This window comes from Acinetobacter sp. CIP 102129 (assembly GCF_000368305.1).
GTDB classification, from domain to species: Bacteria; Pseudomonadota; Gammaproteobacteria; order Pseudomonadales; family Moraxellaceae; genus Acinetobacter; species Acinetobacter parvus.
Genome location: NZ_KB849339.1, coordinates 14995 through 36502, shown reverse-complemented (window position 1 = coordinate 36502; position 21508 = coordinate 14995). Strand labels below are relative to the sequence as shown.

15 protein-coding genes, 1 other RNA gene and 2 pseudogenes are annotated in these 21508 nt (G+C 40.3%); 5 read left to right on the top strand and 13 right to left on the bottom strand.

Features of this window, described 5'->3' with window-relative positions:
- Positions 1-329: 329 nt before the first annotated feature.
- Both pepP and F973_RS01630 read right to left on the bottom strand, forming a co-directional pair.
- Complete coding sequence (gene pepP / locus F973_RS01635; protein ID WP_004759589.1) at positions 330-1646, bottom strand: Xaa-Pro aminopeptidase; 1317 nt, start codon at positions 1644-1646, stop codon at positions 330-332.
- A gap of 69 nt (positions 1647-1715) precedes the next feature.
- Positions 1716-2348, bottom strand: a complete 633-nt coding sequence (locus F973_RS01630) for a UPF0149 family protein (protein ID WP_004759588.1) — start codon at positions 2346-2348, stop codon at positions 1716-1718.
- 65 nt (positions 2349-2413) lie between these two features.
- Between F973_RS01630 and F973_RS01625 the strand changes: the two genes are divergently transcribed.
- The 4 genes and pseudogenes from F973_RS01625 to F973_RS01615 all read left to right on the top strand — a co-directional run.
- Positions 2414-2968, top strand: a complete 555-nt coding sequence (locus tag F973_RS01625) for a hypothetical protein (protein WP_004678101.1) — start codon at positions 2414-2416, stop codon at positions 2966-2968.
- Positions 2969-2970: 2 nt separating this feature from the next.
- On the top strand, positions 2971-3255 hold the full coding sequence (locus tag F973_RS01620) for a cell division protein ZapA (protein ID WP_004678103.1): 285 nt from the start codon (positions 2971-2973) through the stop codon (positions 3253-3255).
- 102 nt (positions 3256-3357) lie between these two features.
- A non-coding RNA gene (gene ssrS / locus F973_RS14345) (6S RNA) lies at positions 3358-3539 on the top strand.
- A gap of 206 nt (positions 3540-3745) precedes the next feature.
- Positions 3746-4024: pseudogene (locus tag F973_RS01615) on the top strand (IS30 family transposase); the annotation flags it as partial.
- An 83-nt stretch (positions 4025-4107) separates the two neighbouring features.
- Here F973_RS01615 and F973_RS01610 read toward each other — a convergent pair.
- Complete coding sequence (locus tag F973_RS01610) at positions 4108-4572, bottom strand: MarR family winged helix-turn-helix transcriptional regulator (RefSeq protein ID WP_004678105.1); 465 nt, start codon at positions 4570-4572, stop codon at positions 4108-4110.
- A 1215-nt stretch (positions 4573-5787) separates the two neighbouring features.
- A pseudogene (locus F973_RS01600) lies at positions 5788-7596 on the bottom strand (HAD-IC family P-type ATPase); the annotation flags it as partial.
- Between the two features lie 100 nt (positions 7597-7696).
- On the opposite strand from F973_RS01600, the gene F973_RS01595 reads away from it, so the two are divergent.
- Positions 7697-8077, top strand: coding sequence for a MerR family transcriptional regulator (locus tag F973_RS01595; protein WP_004759584.1), 381 nt, complete (start codon positions 7697-7699; stop codon positions 8075-8077).
- 62 nt (positions 8078-8139) lie between these two features.
- Here F973_RS01595 and F973_RS01590 read toward each other — a convergent pair whose 3' ends face one another.
- The 9 genes from F973_RS01590 to F973_RS01550 all read right to left on the bottom strand — a co-directional run.
- Positions 8140-8340 (bottom strand): hypothetical protein, encoded by a 201-nt coding sequence (locus tag F973_RS01590; RefSeq protein ID WP_004759583.1) that lies wholly within the window; start codon positions 8338-8340, stop codon positions 8140-8142.
- Between the two features lie 252 nt (positions 8341-8592).
- Positions 8593-10740, bottom strand: coding sequence for an SWIM zinc finger family protein (locus F973_RS01585; protein WP_004759580.1), 2148 nt, complete (start codon positions 10738-10740; stop codon positions 8593-8595).
- On the bottom strand, positions 10737-11873 hold the full coding sequence (locus F973_RS01580) for a VWA domain-containing protein (protein ID WP_004759578.1): 1137 nt from the start codon (positions 11871-11873) through the stop codon (positions 10737-10739). Before F973_RS01580 ends, F973_RS01585 begins: the two co-directional genes overlap by 4 nt.
- The gene (locus tag F973_RS01575) at positions 11873-14368 is read right to left on the bottom strand and encodes a DUF5682 family protein (protein ID WP_004759577.1); all 2496 of its coding nucleotides are present in this window, start codon (positions 14366-14368) and stop codon (positions 11873-11875) included. The genes F973_RS01580 and F973_RS01575 overlap by 1 nt, the downstream gene beginning before the upstream one ends.
- Positions 14365-15456, bottom strand: a complete 1092-nt coding sequence (locus tag F973_RS01570; RefSeq protein ID WP_034432174.1) for an ATP-binding protein — start codon at positions 15454-15456, stop codon at positions 14365-14367. The genes F973_RS01575 and F973_RS01570 overlap by 4 nt, the downstream gene beginning before the upstream one ends.
- Positions 15457-15470: 14 nt before the next feature.
- Positions 15471-19241 (bottom strand): DUF4132 domain-containing protein, encoded by a 3771-nt coding sequence (locus F973_RS01565; protein WP_004759573.1) that lies wholly within the window; start codon positions 19239-19241, stop codon positions 15471-15473.
- 183 nt (positions 19242-19424) lie between these two features.
- On the bottom strand, positions 19425-20864 hold the full coding sequence (locus F973_RS01560; RefSeq protein WP_004759570.1) for an HlyD family type I secretion periplasmic adaptor subunit: 1440 nt from the start codon (positions 20862-20864) through the stop codon (positions 19425-19427).
- Positions 20861-21202 (bottom strand): ATP-binding cassette domain-containing protein, encoded by a 342-nt coding sequence (locus tag F973_RS01555; RefSeq protein ID WP_034432118.1) that lies wholly within the window; start codon positions 21200-21202, stop codon positions 20861-20863. The genes F973_RS01560 and F973_RS01555 overlap by 4 nt, the downstream gene beginning before the upstream one ends.
- 120 nt (positions 21203-21322) lie before the next feature.
- Positions 21323-21508: integrase core domain-containing protein (locus F973_RS01550; protein ID WP_004759567.1), on the bottom strand; the 186-nt coding region annotated here is incomplete at its 5' end.

Sequence of the window (21508 nt, the reverse complement as noted above, 5' to 3'; positions counted from 1 at the left end):
GAAACGTAGGCAATGGCAACTCCTTGTCAAGTTTCATAACAAAGTTTAAGGAAGTTTTAGCCATAACCCTGTGGGACAGGGATATTTTTTGTCGCTACTGCGTTATGGCTTATTTATTTAGAATGACTAAATTTCATAAGCCATGCCTTGTATCACCTAAAAAATATCCACTGTCGCAAGCATTTATGAAATATCTACAGACCCTAGCCTATCTTACTCTAACTTAAATCGACAATGGAATTTGTACTTTGTTTGGTCTGTGTTTTATTTTAATTCGACAAATAAAAAAGGCTTATCCCAGAAAAAGCCTTTAGATCAATATTTCTGACTTAACTAGCCATTAATTGCTCAATTTCTTCAACAGTTTTCACTACATTTTTCGTCAAAACCAATGGACCACTTTCAGTCACAACAATATCATCCTCGATACGAATGCCGATACCCCGCCATTTTGCATCAACTGTCTCATCATCGGGTGCAATATACAAACCTGGTTCAACAGTGACTACCATACCCACTTCGTAAGAACGCCATTCTTCGCCCGTTTTATAGGCACCGACATCATGCACGTCCATACCGAGCCAATGCCCAGTTCCATGCATAAAGAATTGACGGAATGCTTCGCTCTCAACCAACTCATCTACATTACCGCTCAGTAAGCCGAGATCAACCAAACCTTGAGTTAAAATTTTTACAGCGACTTCATGTGGATATTTGTAGTGATTGCCAATACGGGTTGCATCAATCGCAGCTAGTTGTGCATCTAATACAATATTGTAAAGTGCTTTTTGCTCAGGACTGAACTTACCATTGACTGGGAAAGTGCGAGTGATATCAGATGCGTAGAATTCATATTCACAAGCAGCATCTATTAAAACCAAATCACCGTCTTTTAATGGTTTATTGTTTTCTACGTAATGCAAAATGCACGCATTCTCTCCACCACCGACAATACTATTGTAGGCTGGCACACAACCATTTTTACCAAAAATATAATTGAGTTCTGCTTCAAGTGCATACTCCATCATTTCTGGTTTTACGCTTTGCATGGCACGAGTATGGGCTTCAGCACTGATATTCGATGCGATCTGCATTAGCTCGATTTCTTGCGCTGATTTTTTCAAACGCATTTCATCAATAATTCGGTCTAACTGAATCATTTCAGCGGGTGCAGCACCACCACGACGCTGCTGTGCATCTGCTTTTTGAATCCATTGGCTGACACGTGCATCGAATTCCGCATTTTGACCAATACGATAATAAAAACGCTTTTTATTTAACAACTTGTCGATAATTTCTTCATCAAGCAGATCAATTGCATACGCTTCATCTGCATCATAGATTTCAATCGCACCATCAATCCCAGCACGATAACCATTCCAGATTTCCATCTCGCGATTACGTTCACGGCAGAACAAGCTATAGCTATATTCCTCGCCCTCTGCAAAGGTTTCGATTACCGCAACGGCTTCGGGTTCTGCAAACCCAGTCAGATAATAAAAACTACTGTCTGCACGATATTTATAATCCGCATCGCGATTACGATACATTTCTGCTCGCGTCGCAATAATGGCAATGCTATTGCTGCCTATGTGTTGAGCAAGAAGATTACGGCGTTGTTTAAAATCGGCTTGACTTAATTTCATATTGTCCTTCTGATGAAGATGAATGATTGTAAGTATCTTTATTTATAAGAGCTTAAGGCACCGCCCGAGTTAACTCGGACGATGTGGGGTAAACATTTCAACGACATTTTGTACATCGCCAATATCCCCCTGATTCTTACTTTTTGCATGAAAGTTTTGTAATAATGAGCTTTCGGCTACAGCAATCTTTTTACGGCCAATCGACAGACTCACAGGAATCAGGCGTACAAATTCATACAGTTCCTGATAGCTTTCCTCACCCTCTTCATCATTGTCCGAATCCTCAAACTCAACAGCTGCAACATCTTGTAAATGTTCAATCAGCTCTTGTTCTTCTGCACGAATATGACCAGAAGCCAAACCAAAACCAAGGACCACACCTGCACACCAATCCGCCAATGCCTGAACACGGTCTACAAGCAAATGAGTGTCGTCTGGCAACATCGGCAAATAATCTAACTCATCGTCAGACAAGGCATGAGAAACATCTTCGCTTTCGTCAGTTAAGCTTTCTAACGCCTCTTCCGATAATGCAGGAACATTTAAAGTATTTAAAATTTGTGACCATTCGTCTTTGGTTGGTGCTTGTGTGACACAAACTATACCTGTGAGTAATCCATGTAACTCACTTGGACTTGAAATTTCTTCAATCCCATCAAAATGAGCATTCCATTCCGTCCAACCTGAAATATCGTCTTGCATTCGTTTATCCAATCTCTATACTGCTGTATATATTACCTTTGATTGCAACTCTGTGCGACCTCGTTATGTTAGAACAATTACAGCGTCTACAAGCGCATATTGGTGTTTTAAAAACACGTTTACATCATTTAGAGCGAGAAAACACTTCGCTCACTGAGGCTAAAGCTTTAGCTGAAACTGATCATCATGCACAAGTTGTGCAGAAAAATAGCATCATCACGCAAAAGCAGGAAGAAGTTGATAACTTAACTGAACAACTGACTCAGTTACAAGATCAATTTAAACAACTGAATACTGATGCAACAACTTTGGCTGAACGTTATGGACGTTTAGAGAAAAGTACCACTGATCTTAAAAATCGCTTTCAGGAAATTCTGGCGGAACGTAATGATCTACGTGTCATCAAGGAAAAACTACAGGCACAGCAACGTCATAGCCAACAGGAAATTCAGGACTTGCAACAGGACCGTGATCGTTTGTTGCAGAAAAATGAGTTAGCAAAGTCTAAAGTTGAGGCGATTATCCAGCGCCTAGCCGTTCTTGGTACAGCCGAGGATCAACATGCACAAGAGATTCAGCAACTCGCCCATCCAAATGCTGAACTACAAGAGGAAAACTGATCATGAGTGAACAAGTGACAGTAGAACTTCGTTTAATTGAACAGACTTTCCGTTTAAACACGACTGAAGATAAACGTGAAGAATTAGAGCGTGCAGCTGAACTACTGAACCAAAAGTTTCATGACATGCGCCGTAATGCTCCTCGTGTAGAACATAACAAACTTGTGATTATGGTGGCCCTGCAAATGGCTCAGGAAGTGTTTAGCCTGAATAAGTCTTTACAGGAATATGCCCATTGTGAACACCTGCTCCAGACCATTTTGGAAGATGTGGAACAGACTGTGTAGAAAAATACCTAAATGTTAAGATTATTTGCACAAAGCCCCATCAATTAATAATTATCTTTACAAGTAGCGATTGTCATCGTGTAAAGATCGGTTATACTAAAACTGTCTCTAGGGTGTTCGCCAGTACGTCCAGTCCCCTGCCGATACTTAAATTTATGGATGTGTTCTGTGTATTTTGAGTGTATGCCTGCCTCGAGTAGGAAACCCATTAAGTATACGTCACCTCCACCTTGAACTCATCGGGTTCAGGGTAACGACCATGCAGCGGCACCTCTGGAGCATTTTATTTTTAAAATCAATATAGGCAGAGTAAAACTTGAAGTGCGACATAAACCACCTAATTAATTTAAAGGGTTTATGGAGTATATAAAATTGTCATACCATCATCTTAACTTTGAAGATCGTACTGCATTAATGCTTGAGTCAAGAAAAGAAAGCTTTTCAGCCAGAAAATTTGCTGAACTCATTAAAAGACATCCTGGTACGATCTAAAGATTCTATATTACAGGATATTAAAACTATTCATGAGCGCCCAACTGAAGTTGAAGAAAGAAAAATACCAGGTCATTGGGAAGCTAATTTAATTAAAGTTAAAGACAATAAAATTTCGATAGCAACACTTATTAAACGAAATACACGGCTCTGTATCTTGGTAACATTACCTGATGCAAAGGCAGAATCAGTGCGCAAGGCTTTAACTGAAGCTCTGAAATATTTACCTGCAGAACTGCGTAAAACGTTGACCTATGACCATAGAAAACATTACTCCAGAATTCAGTATATTTGATTGATATAAGTTCTCTATACCTAAAATAAAAAAGGCTTCATTATTGAAGCTCTTTTTATAGGAAATTAGCGCGCCAAGTTCTTAAACATATGTTTGAGAATTTCCATGGTTTTCTCAATCTGTAATGGTGTCAGACCATCAAAGGATTGCTCAAGAATAACGGAAGTGAGGTCATTGACCTTGGTGATCATTTCCTGACCTTTTTCGGTTAAATAAACGCGGGTAATTCGACCATCTTCTTTACAGGAATAAGTCTCAATAAATCCCTCATCCTTTAAGCGGTAAACAATTTTTGTTGTCGTCGACATTTTAGAAATGACCATATCTGAAAGCTCAGACACACTGGCATGAGGTTTTACATGTAATGCAATGAGAATGCGGCGGCGAGAGTTATCTAAACCATACTTTTTAAGTACGTTGTCAATGTTTTGAACATACTGGGCATTTACTTGAGAAATCCAGTAAAAAGGGAAGTCTTCCAAGTTAAATGAATCGGCTGTAGGTAAAAAACGCGCATATTTTTTAGGCATTACTTATTTCCTATGCTTTCTACATTGAGTTATATCGAATAACTCTAAGATTCCATGAAATGTCTACAATTTACCTGTTAGAAAAACCATGAAATCTGATTTTTCTATCATTCCATTTATAACAAATCTTCTTAAAGAAAGCTTTATACTCTCTTTATTATGAATAAGTAAACATCATATAAATCGTATTAAACTGTTATGAATGATGACCTTATAGCTAAATTCTAAAAATATTAGTACATGGAAACATCTGTAAAACCTGATTTCCTATGGTTTTAGATGTAATGATAAATTACGTATTCAGCTATAGTTACTCATTTTCTCCACTTGTGTTTTACAACTTCGCTATTTAGCTGATTTGTAGAACTGTTATATTGTAGAAAATAAATACAAATTATAACGTGACGTTTTTGCAAAAAATTCTGTCTAAAATGTCATAAATATACGAAATCAATATACTTATAAATAAATAACACTTGAAAAGTTTCTTTATTCAATCATTTGAATTGAACATTTGGTTAAAATATGGCATTTAAAAGACTCTATAAAAGTTGAATAAATACATTCTTTATCACATTCTTCGGGTAATTTTTGAGCTTTCATTTTTGAAAAAATAGGTAAGCGTCCGCTGAACACACCTTATGAATTCGTCCTATAAGCCTTAATTTAGTCCGCACTTAAAAATAAGTGGGGACTTAAATTTATGGCTACAAATAACCAGACATCCATCGCATCTCTTGCGAAAAAACGAAGAACATATACTGCTGAATTTAAACGTCGGCGAAGATATCAGTGAAAAACTGAATTTCAGACCAGCACCGTTCTATAAGGAACAGCATGTACGTGGCAAATGGGTCCGTGATCAGTGTGACACCCTAACTCAGCAAGCGATGCCCGCTTATGTTATTGATAATCCGAACAAAATTAAAAAATAGCCATGGGGTTCAGCGGTAAGCGTCCGCTGAACCCCACTTTTCTTATTTTCTCAATATCCCGATAGTGTCCATTATTTATTAAATGGACATTATGTTTATGGCCTTAGACACTTTTATAGACACTGAACAAACGACAGAAAGAACCCGCAGAATCTTCGCAACTGATTTTAAACAGCACCTGGTCGAGCTTTGCCTGCAGCAGACACATCGGTGGCCAAGGTGGCAATGCAACATCAGATCAATGCCAATCTGCTACATAAATGGATTCGCCAGTCCAGATCAGTGTTCCCGTCTTATCAATAATCAGGGTATTGACCTTGCTTAATGCTTCAATCGCTTCGGCATCTTTAAACAACACCCCTTTCTGCGCCGTACGGCCTGTGGTCGCCATCACGGACATTGGTGTTGCCAGTCCTAGTGCGCATGGACAGGCAATGATCAGCACCGCAACCGCACACATCAACGCCAGATCAAACTGTGCCTGACCGAAAACCATCCATGCAATAAAAGTCAGAACACTGATACTGAGTACCGCAATCACGAAATATTTCGCCACCACATCGGCAATCCGTTGTAATGGTGCTTTGGAACGCTGTGCATCGGCAACCGTCTGAATCATTTTTGCCAATGTGGTATTGGTCCCCACCGCAGTGGTTTGAATGCGAATCGAACCTTGTTGATTAATGGTTCCACCAATCACTAGATCATCTTTTTCCTTTTTCACAGGAACTGGCTCACCCGTCATCATGGATTCATCGACATAGGTTTTTCCCTCCACCACCACGCCATCAAGGGGAATCTGTTCACCCGATGAAATTTGCAGAATATCACCTTGTTGAATCATAGCAATATCGACTTCTTTAACTTGATCATCTTGAACAAGTTTGGCTTTCGCTGGTTGTAAACTTAATAATGCTTTTAACGAGTTTGCAGTCTGTGAACGCGCTTTAAGCTCGAAAATTTGTCCCAACAAACTCAGCGAAACAATCATACAGGCTGCTTCATAATAAACAGCTACACCATGCCCTGTTTTCGCCTCAACTGGAATGAGTGATGGGAAAATGGTTGCAATCACACTATAAATAAATGCTGCAAGTACCCCAACCCCGATCAAACTCCACATATTCAAATGGCCTGTTTTATAGGATACCCAACAACGTTGTAAAATGGGATAACCCGCCCATAACACCACAGGCAAACTTAAAAGAAGTTCAATCCACGGCTGAACATGTGGCGAAATAAAAGCATGAATATGTGACCCCATGGCTAGAATCATCACCAATAAACTAAGTGGCAAGGTTGTCCAGAAACGCTTGCTAAAATCCACCAGTTCAGGGTTTGGTCCCTCATCCAAAGTGGGTTGCATCGGTTCAAGTGCCATACCACAAATCGAACAGGTGCCAGGCCCTTTTTGTACAATCTCAGGATCCATCGGACAGGTATAATCCATATCCATTGCTCCCTCGGGAACTGGACGCTGATCAGCGGGAGTTAAATAAAATTCAGGGTCATGTTTAAATTTATCCAGACAGGATGGATTACAGAAATAATAGGTTTTCCCCTGATATTCTGTTTTTAAATCAGTTGTAGTTTTGACTGACATCCCACACACAGGGTCAATCTCGGTTTGAAGATTATCTGCTTCATACTGGTGTTGATGCTGCCATTCACTACAACATGAGGAATTTTTTACTTCTTCTTTAACAGATGACACTTCTGGTTTATCACCGCAACATGAACTACTTTTTTGCTTAGTCGGTTTTGGTGCACAACAGGATGAACTTTTGACAGGCTCATCTTTATGTTCCAATTCAGTTCCACCACAACACGACGTTTGCTTAACTGGCTTTTCTTTGGAACAACAGGATGAAGCCGCCTGCGGCTCTTCTTTAAGGCTTAGATAATTTTCAGGCTGCGTACTAAACTTTTGCTGACAGCCTGCTGAGCAAAATAAATAGCGAATATCCTGATAATCAAAATAATGCTTCGACGTTTCAGCCACCTGCATTCCACATACAGGATCAGTATATTCATAAACAATTGCTGTTTTCTGACCTGAACAGCATGATGAAGCTTGTTGCTGAATCATCACTACACCTATCTTTTATTTTTTGATGGTTATAGGATAAAGTCTGTACCCAAGTACAGAGTCAAGCATTTTTTCAGGCTATTTTTTAAGGAACAGGCACATGAACGTGACCATTGGTAAACTGGCAAAGTCCTGCAACATCAACGTCGAAACCATTCGTTATTATCAGCGTATAGGTTTAATGCGTATACCTGAGCGCACACAAAGTTATCGTTACTATCATGAACAGGATGTGGAAACCTTAAGCTTTATTCAGAAAGCCAAAGACGCTGGCCTACAACTCAATGAAATCAAGGAATTACTTACCTTAAATCTGGAAGACCGTATTCAGGTAATGCATGTGATTGAACAACGCTTAAACAAGATAGATGAGCGGATTCAGGAATTACAGGGGCTGAAACAAAGACTTTCAAGCTGGCTAGATGAGTGTAAAACGACAGAAACTGATTGCTGCCCGATATTGATGCAGCTTAAACAATAATTTTAGCCGATGTACATGGCAAACACCTGATGATTATATTCAGGTGCCTGCGCTTTTGTTATTTATACAAATGACCAAACTATATTTTCATCCCGTTGTTTGAGCAGGAAACTGGTCTGTTGATCATCCTCTACTACGATATGTTGATTCGAAATCATTTTTACCTTGAGTAGGGTATCATTTTCATAGACCAAGTCATTTTTTCCCTCTTTGGTTAGGACAAGCATTTGGTCAAGCACAATTAGATTTTTAGATTCCAACATCGTTTTTCCCTCTACAATTGTTTAGCAAATTCTGAGTATTTTTATAAAGTCGATAAATTTATATCCTCTCGAATCGTCTATTTATAAAAACCATTCGCACTTCAAAACACTCATTTTAATTATATAAATACATGAAACTGACGTCTTATAATGCTATTTCATGTTAGGTATTTTAGCCTGTTTTTTAAGCAAGTAAATGTTTTTTTGTCAGACATTTGACAAAAAATGTCATTTTGTGCAAAAAAATGCAGTTTAAATTAATACTTTATTATCAATATTTAATTGTATTGGCAAAAAAACCTGCATTCTTAAAACCAAGTCACACACATAGACCAAATGTAAAAGCAGCGCTGAATTTAGTTGAGAAGTATCCAAAATTAAGTTGATTTGTCTAACTAAAAGGCTCATTCCCGCATCCTGTGCCAACTGTCGTTGCTGCTGTAGTATTTCAACCTGCGAAGCACTCAGCAACATACGCCCTGAACAACTAAGACTGAGCAATACCTCCAAAATCGGTTCACACACTTTCTGGCTCAAGCTAATTTGAGTTGAAGCAAATTTAGCTTGCTGCTGTTTTTTCTTCGCTAACAGTTGCTCAATACGTCCAACGATACTTTCTTTTAAAGTTTTTTTTGGTTCAGCCAATTGGTCAAAATCAAGGTTAAACAGTCGAGTCTTGCCATTTTGAGTGATCAATAAACTCATCGGTGATAGAACCAATTGATGCCCTTTAATTTGGCAGTATCCAAAAATAGAATGGACCTGTACCATTTGGGTACATAAGCGTTCAAGCTGACGAATTTTCTCTAAGTCTTGTGTTTTCCAGTCCAAACGCATATGCAATGTTGATCGGTTTTGGTCATAAACCGTCCACCATAAGCATTGTTCAATCTCATCTACTTTTGGGCTGTCATAAGCAGAGATATTAAGAAGTATCGTTTGATTAATTCCGTCTATAGTCTGTAACTGTTGCTGCCAATGCTGCTGTAATGTCTGCCAATCATTGAATCCGATTTGTTGGTAAAGACTAAAATCATCAATCTTACTTAGGCTATTTAAAGGCAAGGCACGACTTGTCCCTGAGGCAGATAACCGTCCATCTTCACCAAACCGAGGCTGTTGTAAACGTACTTTTTTCTGCATCAGTTGTTGAGCAGTTAACATCCAGACACTCTGCTGAGACCATGCATTGTAACGGTTAAAGTTTGGATCATTATGTTCAGCACGCGCCAAAGTGACTTCAAAAGTTTTAGGATTTTCCAATTCTGAAAAATACAGGCTCATCCCACGTGCTCCCCCAAGCGTCCGCCACCAACGTGCGCCTAAAGGTAAAAGCTGCAAATCAGCTTGTTCTTCATCAAGCTGATACTGCTGACGAAGCTTTCCTCTTAATTTTAATAATTGCTCACCCTGCACATGTTGAAGTTGATAGAGATAAGCATTCATCTGCGCTAGATATAGCAGTGTATCCTGTTCTGAACTGTGCTCGTCACGATTTAATAGCCGATTTACCTGTCCACTGAGTTGCCTTAGCATTGCCGCCAGCCGTGGCAGTGATTCACTTCGTGCCGACATATTGAGTAAATGCAGTTGCCGTGCCGTGATTTCATTGACATGGGATAGGCCAAATTCAAGCAACTGTGCCAGATCATCTTTTAATTGAAAAATAAACTGACGTTCACTCTCGCTTAAAATTGCAGGGTTCTCTGCTTCACGCAATTCCAGTTCAGCCCACAATTTTCCTTGCAGACGCTGAACTTCACTTAAAGCGGCTAGATAATAGGCTGATTGATCTTTTTCCAGATTAGACAGCATGCCTGCAAAACCAGCTCCTGCAACATAAATGATGTCCTCAGCCAGACTTTTGATCTGAATCTTTAAGCGATACTGTTCTTCTAATAGTTCCGTTTGTTGCTCTTGCTGCCAAAGGCGAGCCAATTTAATCGCTTTTTGGGTTTGAGCTTTGCCTATTTTTTTGGCAAGTTGATTTAAATCAAATACAAGAATCTCTTCAATAAGATTGGGTTTATTTAAACTTACTTGAGGCTGTTCGCTAGATGCAACAACCGAAATCTCAACCAATTCAGGTGTATCTTGTGTCTGATTTTCGATCTGTTGTTGAACTGGGTTTTGCAAATGTTGTTGTAAATACAGCACTGCGGCAACGATATGCTTACATACACCTATTGCAGGACAAGTACATGATGCGTTGACTAAACCTGTAGCCGATAAACAAACTTGTTGACCATCACTCTCAATCGTGATCTGTTCAGGCTGCTCAGCCTGTACCGTAACCTTTTGCGCTTCAATATCCTTTAAGGCACGGCGTACCAGCCCCGCATTGGCATAGGTGGCAAGACTGTCTTGATCATAAGCCAAATATTGTTGTTGCCAGCTCATTGCATCACCTCTGCCATCCATTCTGCAAAATGTTCAGGGGTTAAAGCTGCCACAGCCATACCTCGTTCATTGAGTTTTTGCGCCATCTGAATGTCATAGACTGGATTGGCCTGTTCATCCAGAGCCGCCAAGCCCAATAATTTTACCTGCTGGCTTTGCAAGCGACTGATCGCATTAAGCAAATGCGCCACTGAACCGCCCTCTTCAAAATCACTAATCAAAGTAAAAATGGTTCGATTGGGTTGAGTCACAAAACGTTCACAATAATTCACTGCTTTGGCAATGTCTGTTCCGCCGCCCAACTGTACCGTGAGCAATACCTCAACAGGGTCATGCGCCATATGCGACAAATCCACGATATTGGTATCAAATAATACGAGATGAACTTTAACAGCAGGTAAACTCGCCAAAATACTGGCACAAATCGCGCTATACATCACCGAGTTCATCATCGAACCACTTTGATCCACACATAACACCACCGTCCAGGGTAAATGACGCTGTACCCGTGCATTGAAGAATGGCTGTTGAATAATCAACTTATTTAGATCATGGTTATAATGTTTTAGATTTTCCCGAATGGTACGCCGCCAGTCAAAATTCTGACTATTGGCAATCAATGAACGACGAAAGCGGTTACGACGACCATGAATCGCATTGATAAAATTCGGTTTTAAGCGTGCAATAATCTGCTCTACCACCGTTTTAATGATCTCTCGAACAGCCTCTCGGGTTTGTGCATTCATTCGCCCACGCATGGTCAATAAAGCTTTTGCCAATTGCGGTGTTGGTTCCAGACTTTTTAAACTTTGTGGGTCTTTAAGCAAGGCATCTAACTGATACCGCTCAACTGCCTGGGTCTGTAGACGCTCAAAGGTACTTTGTGGAAATAGTTTGCGTGCCTGATTGAGCCAGTTAATTGCAGTGAGTTGTGAATCATCAAGTGAACCATGACGTGATTCTCCTGCTACATGTCCGCGCTGTTCATACTCTCGGTTGTATAAATAATCAAGCGTTCGTTCCAAGCGTAATTGTTCTGCATCGAGTTGTACCTGATTTAATGCTCGATCACTATAACGACCTAAAATTAAACGCCAACGGGCTGCAAGGTCTTTAGAATTTGAATCACCCATTACGCTAACCAACCTTGTAAATTTTGATCGACTAAAAACTGCTGTAGCTGTTGATTCAACTGTACACCTTGCAACATTTCAGCCTGTGATACCTCACTCATATATTGAGAAATATCCAGACTTGAAACATCATTCAACTGTGCAATTTGTTCCGCAAAAGCTGCGGTTTCTTTTGGTTTAAAATGGGTAAATGCTTGGCGTAGATCAGGCAGAATCGCGACAAAATTAGCTTCATCCCACTGCAATAAAAGCTGATTAAGTAACTTTGCCATAGCAGGATAACGCAGTAATAATTCAGGGGCGCTGTGCATCATGCCAGATAGATAGGCCACTGCATGTTCAGGGCTTGCACCGATGCAAAAATGCTGCTGAATCGATTGTTGTAGGTTTTGTTCGGTCAAATCACCATCAATAAAACGTAAGGCATCCACTGCACCTGCCAACACATCCAGTTTCTGCCAATCAGTATGTAAACGCGCCAGGGTTTGATAGAACTGTGTCAACCAATCCGCTTCACCCTCCACTACGCGCTGAATCTGTTTAGACAAATTGCGTAACTGCAACACTTGATTGAGAATCTGCTGCTGTTGATCTGCGGGCGGCGTTGCCAATTGTGAAAGCAAAAACAAGGCACTTGGAATCACCTGTTCTAACAACCCTTTTAGTTCAGGCTGCTGTTGGAAAGCCAAAAAATCCTTACCTATCCATAAATTTAATAGTTTTTGCCCGCATTGAATGACCGAGTCCAGATCAGGATCATTGGGTAAATATTGTTGAATTTCGGCAAAAAGAATTGGAATTTGTTTATGTAATCCCATCAATGCTGCACGAATTAAAAGCTGTACTGCAAGATGAGAAGATCGCCCTTGTCCAGACTGAGAAAAAGTCTCTTTGAGTTGCAGTAACTTCTGTACTGCGATGGTATTGAGATCACTTCCTAATTCTGACAATCCAATCAATTGCGCTTCAACATGCGGAGTCCATGCATAGTCCCATTCTTCAAACAATAGATGTAAACGTCCACCGCCCAAGAAATCTGGACCACTAACTGATTTGGCAAAACCGACTTGTAAAAATTCCAGCAAATGCAAAAATCGACTGCGCAATCGATGTTTTTGATTACGGAATACATCCAGTTTCGCGCGTTTGCTGGTGGTTTCGTCTAGTTTAAAACGATGGATTTTGGCCAACTCATAAACTTGTGCCAAGAGTGGCGGCGTTTGAGTAGATTGAACCACCTGCCCTAAACGAGCCCCACTTAAAATCTGGCGCAGTAAATGCTGAAAGGCTTGCTGTCCCTCGTCTAAACTGCCTTTGACAAAACTACTCTGGCAAGCATCTATCAAGTCAAAACGACTAATGAGATGATGCTCTCTTAAACTGGCTAACCTCATCGCCTGTTCAGTGGCATTTTTAACGGTAATAAAACTACTGTCTAAAATCTGCTGTTCACGCAATTGCCTAGAAAAATCAGAAAGTAATTCAACGGTTAAGGTTTGCCGTTGTTCAACTTCATTTGCAGAATCATCCATTATTTGCTGCCAACAACGCTGATAAAAAGCGGGCGATGGCATACCTGAAGCATAACCATTTAAGGCATCAAGGCGATCAAAACTATAACGAATCAGCCAAGCTTGATCATTCTGATCAGCTGATTTTATTTTTTTGATCTTTTTTGGTTTTTCAGATAACAGTTGTTTAGCTAATTCCTCAATTAGAGCTAAAGTGTGGAAACCACCTGTAATAACACAGATTGTGCCCTTATTATGCTCATAGCACTCTAAAATGCTCTGCAACATACATTGTTCACGAACCAGAGAGGCATCAGCTTCCAAGACACTGTCTTCATAGTCCAGACGAGACATGGCACACCAGACCAGAACCTCATGAAAAAAGTTTTGCCAGTCATTCATCTCTTTTTTGGACTTTAGCTCAAATAGATGATCCCAAAGTTCATCATGGTTACGGCAATGCAACTTATGCGCTAAAGCTTGTAAATACTGGCTATGCCCTAAATAGCGTTCTTGTTGTAAGCTTCGGCTTTGCCAAGTTTGTTTAGCAAAGGTTTGTAATTCATGCTCAACCTGACTGCTCCATGCCAAATCAATAAACTCAACCTGGGCATTAATTTCTGGCGCATAACGCAGCGCTGCCCATTCAGGTGAATAATCACAAAATGGATAATAGGCCGTACGGGTTTGTTTCTGCTCAACGGTTTCCCTATTTACAGCATCAACATTCTGTTCAATGATTTCGGTTTGACACAACACAGCCAATGGTGGCTGACTTTCTGGATGCTGTAAATCTGCAATTAAACGATTAAACGAACGTGGTGCCTCAATCAACACATGCCTAGCCTGCAACTGCTGTAAGGCTTGTAAAGTAGCGTAGGCACACGCTGGACTATGATGGCGAATTGGTAAAAAATGAATCCCCCTTTCAGCCAAATCCTTTTGCCATGCGAGGGCGTGTTGTAAGCGTTGAGGTATCGTCATTGCCAAAACGTCTTTCCAGCATCAAAAAAAGCTTTCCAAGTAGCATCCAGTTTCGCCCGTTCACGTGCCACATTATCCATATAAAAACGCATCCGTTTGGCATCATCCGCATTATCTTTGAGCACCACGCCAATCAACTGCCTCGCAATCGCAGCCCCACTCAAGGATTGATCACCCAGATAATAGCCCTCTAAAGCAGCAGCATAGGCAATATTCACCGCTTCCGCTGTCGACATCACCGCGTCAGGCGTTTTAATCGACGTACCATCTTTGGTTGTGCCTTGGCGTAACTCTTGGAAAACTGTGACCAGTAGATCGACCACAGATTCAGACATTTGAATCTGATCAGATAAATCGCCTAACTCACGTTTTAACTGAGTCAATACTAATTCACGCTCAAACACAGGATCAGCAATCGGGCGAACGGTTTCAAAATTAAAACGACGTTTCAATGCCGAGGACATCTCATGCACCCCCCGATCCCGCAAGTTGGCAGTGGCAATAATATTAAATCCTGCTTTGGCATAAACACGACCTTGCTCACCTAACTCAGGAATCATCATGGTCTTTTCAGACATCAGTGAAACCAGCACGTCCTGAATTTCAGGTGGACAACGGGTGATTTCCTCAAAACGAATAATCTTGCCTTGTTGCATGGCTTGATACACAGGCGATGGCACCAAAGATTTTTCATTTGGACCCTCTGCAAGTAATAAGGCATAGTTCCATGAGTATTTTAAATGGTCTTCGGTTGTACCCGCTGTCCCCTGAATGGTCAGTCCAGAATCACCGCTAATCGCAGCTGCTAACAACTCAGAAAGCATAGATTTTGCTGTACCAGGCTCGCCCACTAACATCAAACCTTGTTTTCCCAATAAAGTGACAATAGCTCGATCTACCAAGGCATCATCACCATAAAATTTACGGCTAATGGCAAGTTTTTCATCACCAAGAATAAATTGGCGTACTGCACGTGGTGAACGTAACCAACCTTGTGGCTTGGGTGCATGGTCATGCTCAGTTAATGTTGCCAGTTCTTCTGCAAAATGTTGTTCAGCACTGAGTTTAATAATGTCTTGTTGATTCATATTTTTACCATTTTCTACCACGGCGTTTTCTTCTGCCATTCAGGATCAAAACCAGAACATGCCTCAGCAACTTTTAAATAATCTGCATAGGTCTCAGCCAACAACACAGGCGGAACATCTGCCAGATTCATCCCACTGTCACGCCACGAACGCACATTTTTTTTCTCAAAACTCAGGTCATATAAAACGGCTGCAAGATTTTCTTCAGGCACATAGCTACCACTAAAACGAATCACCGCAGATAAACCGATTTGACTAAATGGCTTAAAGTAACTATCAAAGGAGCCGCCATCTTCAATCGAAGCACGTTGATAGCCCAGCTTAGTGATCACACCACGCAAGGTAAAGGTATCGGTTAACCAACCTTTACGATCTTCAATGATTTCAGCCTGTGCTTCAAAAACAGGAAGCTGGTGTGTCATTTGTTCAAACAGAAACTTCACTTTATAGTCTTTAAAGTGCGCTTGCCATGCCTCAGCATCCTCAGCACTAATCAAAACCACATGCGCAATTTTAATCTGGCTATCTGCCGACAATTCAATTTCATCATCTTCCAGATTTAACAGACTGCCATCATCACTCGGACGGAAACTGTGTAGAATCTCACCCTCTGTAGAAATTTCCAACCAAACCAAACGTTGAATCAAACGCTTCATAATCGGATGTGCAAACAGGTATTCTTGCCAGTCTGCACTGCTCCATACACGTTCACTACACATCGCTTCATATAGACGTTGTGTCTGTAGATCAATCACCTGTTTAAATTCTTTCTTGCTGCTGCTGAACAATGATTTCGCTTCCTTAATTAAGCTTTCATCATCGCCTTGACGTGCAGCAGGGAGGCTTTTGATGATCTTGCCATCTTCATTTTTCAGTACAAATTTATCTTTATCATCCACATAAGCAGTTAGAACCCGTGAACCATATTCTAAACTCAGTACACCCGCATCATCCAAACCTGCGGTCGGGATGGTACGATCTGCCAACTCATCACTGCTCCATTGATTACGCTCAGCAATTTGCTCAACCAGTTGTTTTGCTAGAGTTTGAACTGATGCAGTACGATAACGACGTGAAAGACTGAGCAGCAATTGAATCATGAGTGGATCATCACTGACTGAAAAACTACTCAACATTGCTTCAATTTGCGCACGACGTTGATAGTGTTGCTTCATATAATCCTGCAACAATTTCACCGCAATACTGCCCTGTGTTTTAAAGGTGAGTGCCAGCATGCCCTTACTTTTGATGGCAGAGCCTAAATAAATTGCCAGACGTTCACGTTTAATTTCCTCAAGCACTTCTTCTAACGTGATGTGCTCATAACGCCCATAAAATTCAGGGTACTTTTGTCCCCAACGCTTAAATGAATCTTGATAAGATGCTAAACGACTCGGTGCTTCTTTAGTTGCAATCTCCATCGCCTCTTCTAAAGTTGGATTACGTGTATCCTGATAAATAAAGCTTTGTAGTAAATGTAGCGAAAATATCTGTTGACTCTTTTCATTCAACAGCCCCATATAACGCTGTAACAAGGCATTTGGAATCGGATCTTTTAATTTATCCGCTAAAATTACCCACCACTGAATAATTTTGGGATCAACTGTCGTTCCATCCTGCCATTGGGCTTGAGGTAAATGCTGTAAATCAAACCAGATAAAGCTACTGGCAATTTTACCTTTTAGTCCTTTTTCAGCATCTTTCAGCAAATTTTCAGGTGAAAGATAACGACTGATATCTTCCCCTAATTGCTCCAAAGCTGTCAGAATTGCAGCAATAACAACTTCTTTTTTCTCTTTTTCCAACAACGCATATAAGGCAGGCACAGCGGCTTGATGCTGTAAACGGGCCAACCATTCAATCGCGGTAATACGAATTTCCTGTTTACCATTTTCCAGCGCTTCAATCGCACGTAAATGGATATCAGGGAGTTTTCTCAATACTTCCTGAGCATCAAAACGTAAACGTTTTCCATCCCCCAGAGCAAACTCAAGTAAACGAGGAATAAACTGTTTTGGCAATTGTGGGAAACGTTGCAATACACCAATTGCATGTAAAGGCTCAAAACCATGGTAGCGTGATTCACTTTTATCAGGTGATAAACCCAACGCTTCAGCAATCAGATCAATATGCTCCATAAAAAATGGAACAACCTTGTCATCATCTGCAATATAACTACTCAAGTTTTCATAGTAATAGTTCTCTAAATAACTCTCGGCAATCATACGCGCAGGCTTTTCAAAACCCAACTGTTTCATCAACTGTTCAAGCTGACGCAACTCAAGATTTTCATAATGATGTGGTTTTAGCAAACTATTGAAAAGTTCATTCCAGTTAATCCAGTTTCGTCCGTGATAACTTAAACGTAGCGCATGTTCAAGACCATACTCAGGCAGATTTTGCAGCTTATTCTGGTGGGTCAGGATATTATAATGATCACCGTGTATCTGGGTTCTTTTCTTGCCATTAATTGTGGAGAACAACTGCTGGCTGATCTGCTCTATTTTGAGTTTTTGCAGGTCTTTGTAATTACTTTGCGCCCAAGTGCTTTTATAAGAGGCTGTTTTATTATCTTCGATTTCTTGCTCAGCACGTAGTCTGGCTTTTTCCAGTAATGCTTGATAGTTTTCCACAATGATTGGGATAAAACTTTCTGGAATATCCTGCGTTTCAATCGCCTTAATTTCAGGTAAGGTATAATCAACCTCAACCACCTGCTGCAAGCTCTCAAGCCGTTGTAAAGCAGCAATAATCAGCACTTGTACTGATTTTAATTTTTCACTGTCTGCGGCTTGTTGCAAAATGTCTCGGTTTTGCTCACCCAGACGCGCCAGTAAATCCGCCGCAAAACTGCGCTGTTTGCTCTCACCATTCAACAGAAAATGTTGCAAATATTGCTGACTTTCTGTCTGATTAAGCTGCGACAACAATACGGTTGCCTGTTCACGAACAGTTTTACTTGAACTAAGCGCAAGCATAATCATCAGCTCAGTTTGTTGTTGCAATAAGTCTGAATGTTGAGCAATAAATTCTAAAAAAATCCCCTGTGCTGCGGCAGACAGCTTCGGTAAAATCTCCCGAACCTGTTGGGCATGTTCATTGAAAAATACGACACTATCGGAAAGTTTAAATAAAACGTTAAGCTGATCATGGTGATAATTATTAACCCCATCTCGCTCAAATAAGGTTGCAATAAAACCCTCAATATTATTTTCAGGCTCATATAAATACAGTTGTTTGAGTACTGCCAGTGTCCAGAGATCACGATGTGACTTTTTCTGGCGATCATCAAAACTTTGATGGTTAAAACTACTTAATAAACCATCGACCAAAACGTAACCGAACCATACAGGGCTTTGTTTGGATAATTGAGAGTAATTTCGTTGTTGAGTGGCTGCTTCCAAAAACTTGCCATAACGGATAATCTGTTCGCTGCTGAGTTTTGAAAAAATATTAATATACAGCTTATAACGTGCGTTTTGGGAAGCTTTGCATAATTTTTCCTGAGCTTTAGTCAATTCTGAAGAGGGCCAAAACCAGCCATAAGTGCCAGGACTACCCAACAATGCACAGGCTTTATCTGTCGCTTGTTGTTGTAAGGTCATTAAAACCTCAGGATTTTGTCCATTTACAATATAGTTTAAAACCTGATTCGGCAATGCTGCATCCACCTGTGCCAAAGGTTCAACAATTGTGTTGATTAAAGCCAAGGTTTCTGAATCCAATGAATTTTGCCCTTGTGGGTTGATCAACTGATTCACTTTATTCTTAATACTTTCAAACATTGAATGGCCTCTTATTTTCCCCAATTATTTACTTAATCTTTAATTTTAAAAAATATATATCTGGCTTTTATTAAAGATTCCTAATAACGCTATTCTACTCATCAATTATTATTCTTTATTTAATAAATTGTATACTTAAGATATTTAGGCGACAATTTATGTCGCCAAAGTACTAACCTATATTCAACGTTCAGTTAAAGCATTTTGCTTTGCTTTTAAAATTGGCTTTAATAGATAAGACAGAATCGTTTTCTTACCTGTCATAATATCCAGTTGCACCATCATTCCTGGAATTACAGGCAAGTTTTTACCAAAAGTTGGGCGATCTGTCACTGCCCGAACAATATAGTAGGTATTGCCCTTTTCATCAGTAAATGTATCAGGGCTAATATGTTTGACTGTTGCATCCATTCCCCCATAAATTGAAAAATCGTATGCCGTAAACTTAATGACCGCTGGTAATTCTGGTCGGACAAAAGCAATATCTTTTGGAGAAACTTTTGCTTCAACAATGAGCTGACCATCCAAAGGAACAATCTCTGCGACCTGATCACTAGGCTTTACTACACCACCAATCGTATTATAAAAAATCTTTTGCACAATGCCATTCGCAGGTGAGCGAATATCAGTGGTTTTAACACGATCTGCGACCCCTGAAATACTTTGTTTAAGACTCACCAATTGTGCCTGAGCATCTGCCAATTCATTACGCCATTGATTTTTCAAACTGACAGCAGCTTCGGAAGTACGAGATTGAGCTTCACCAATTGAGGATTGCGTTGCTCTCAGATTGGCAGCCGCTTGGCGACGTTCTCCGTCAGCATTAGACACATCACGTTCTAAACGAAGAATATCCATTTCAGACACTGCTCCCGTTTTAATTAAGGGGCGAGTGGTATCCAACTCCCTGACGGCCATTTGATAAGCCCTTTCCGCTTGGGCCAACGCAGCCTGTGCACGCTGTGATTCGCCTTGACGAGTAGCTACTGCACCCTGATTAGTCACAGTTCGCTGGCTTAATTCACGCATACTCTCAGAATAGAACTGGCTTTCTTGCGCCAGAATCATTGCCGCTTCATTTGGTGATATCCCGTCAGGTACACTTCCAGAAGTGTACGCTGTTCCATTGACCTGAGCAGTTAAGCGTCTTACTTTGGTTTGTAGTGCAAAAATTTTAGCATTCACTTCATTTAAGTTTGAAGTAAACCGAGTTGGATCAATCCGTATAAGTAGATCACCTTTTTTGACACGATCACCTTCCTGAACCAATACTTCTTCAACAACACCACCATCAACAGATTGGATAACCTGCATTTGTTGTGACGGAACCACTTTACCTTCACCACGGGTAATTTCATCCACTTTAGCAAAACCTGCCCAAATAATTAAACAGATAAACAACACTACAATCACATAAAGGATGACTCTTGCCTGAATTGGCTTTTGTGATTGAGTTACTTCTTGTACCTGACTTTTCCAGTCATTTGTATCAGCAGGTTGATATTTTTTAAATAAATTTAAACGCCCTAGCACTGGACTCAGAACTTTTTCTGATTGTTCAATACTTTTACCTACGCCCCCAAACATCTTCTCTCTTTGGGTTTTATTGTGTTCTGTGCTCATGATACAGCTCCTGCAACTTTAGCTTGTTGGGGAAACATGGCTTTCATTACACTTTCCTTATCACCATCAGCAATAATCTTTCCATCTTCTAAAATAATAATTCGATCAACCAATGTAAGTAATGTAGGTTTATGTGTGACCAAAATTAAAGTATGTTGAGCTGTCATATAATGTTTTAGATGATGAATCACATGATTCTCAAGAGGAGTATCCATCGCACTGGTCGGTTCATCAAAAACCAAAATTTTAGCATTCTGGGCAATTGCACGTGCCACGGCAACCGCCTGCCGTTGTCCCCCAGATAATTTATGACCACCCTCACCCACTTGTAATGACAAACCATCTTCATGTGCTTTTAGAATCTGGCTTAAACCAGAAACAACCAGACTGAGGTGGTTCCGTTAATTAGACCACTCAATTCAGTTTTATAAGTGATAAATCCGCTCTAAATATTTAAATCATGCTGCCATTACTTTTAGTAAATGTTGATCATAAAATTCATTTGGTGTTGCCTTATTCAAACTTGAATGAGGACGTATCGTGTTATAAAAATCCAAATATTCAGCAATTGATTGTTTCGCTTGTTTAACCGTATCGTAAGCCTTCAAATAGACTTCCTCATGCTTCACGCTGCGCCATAACCG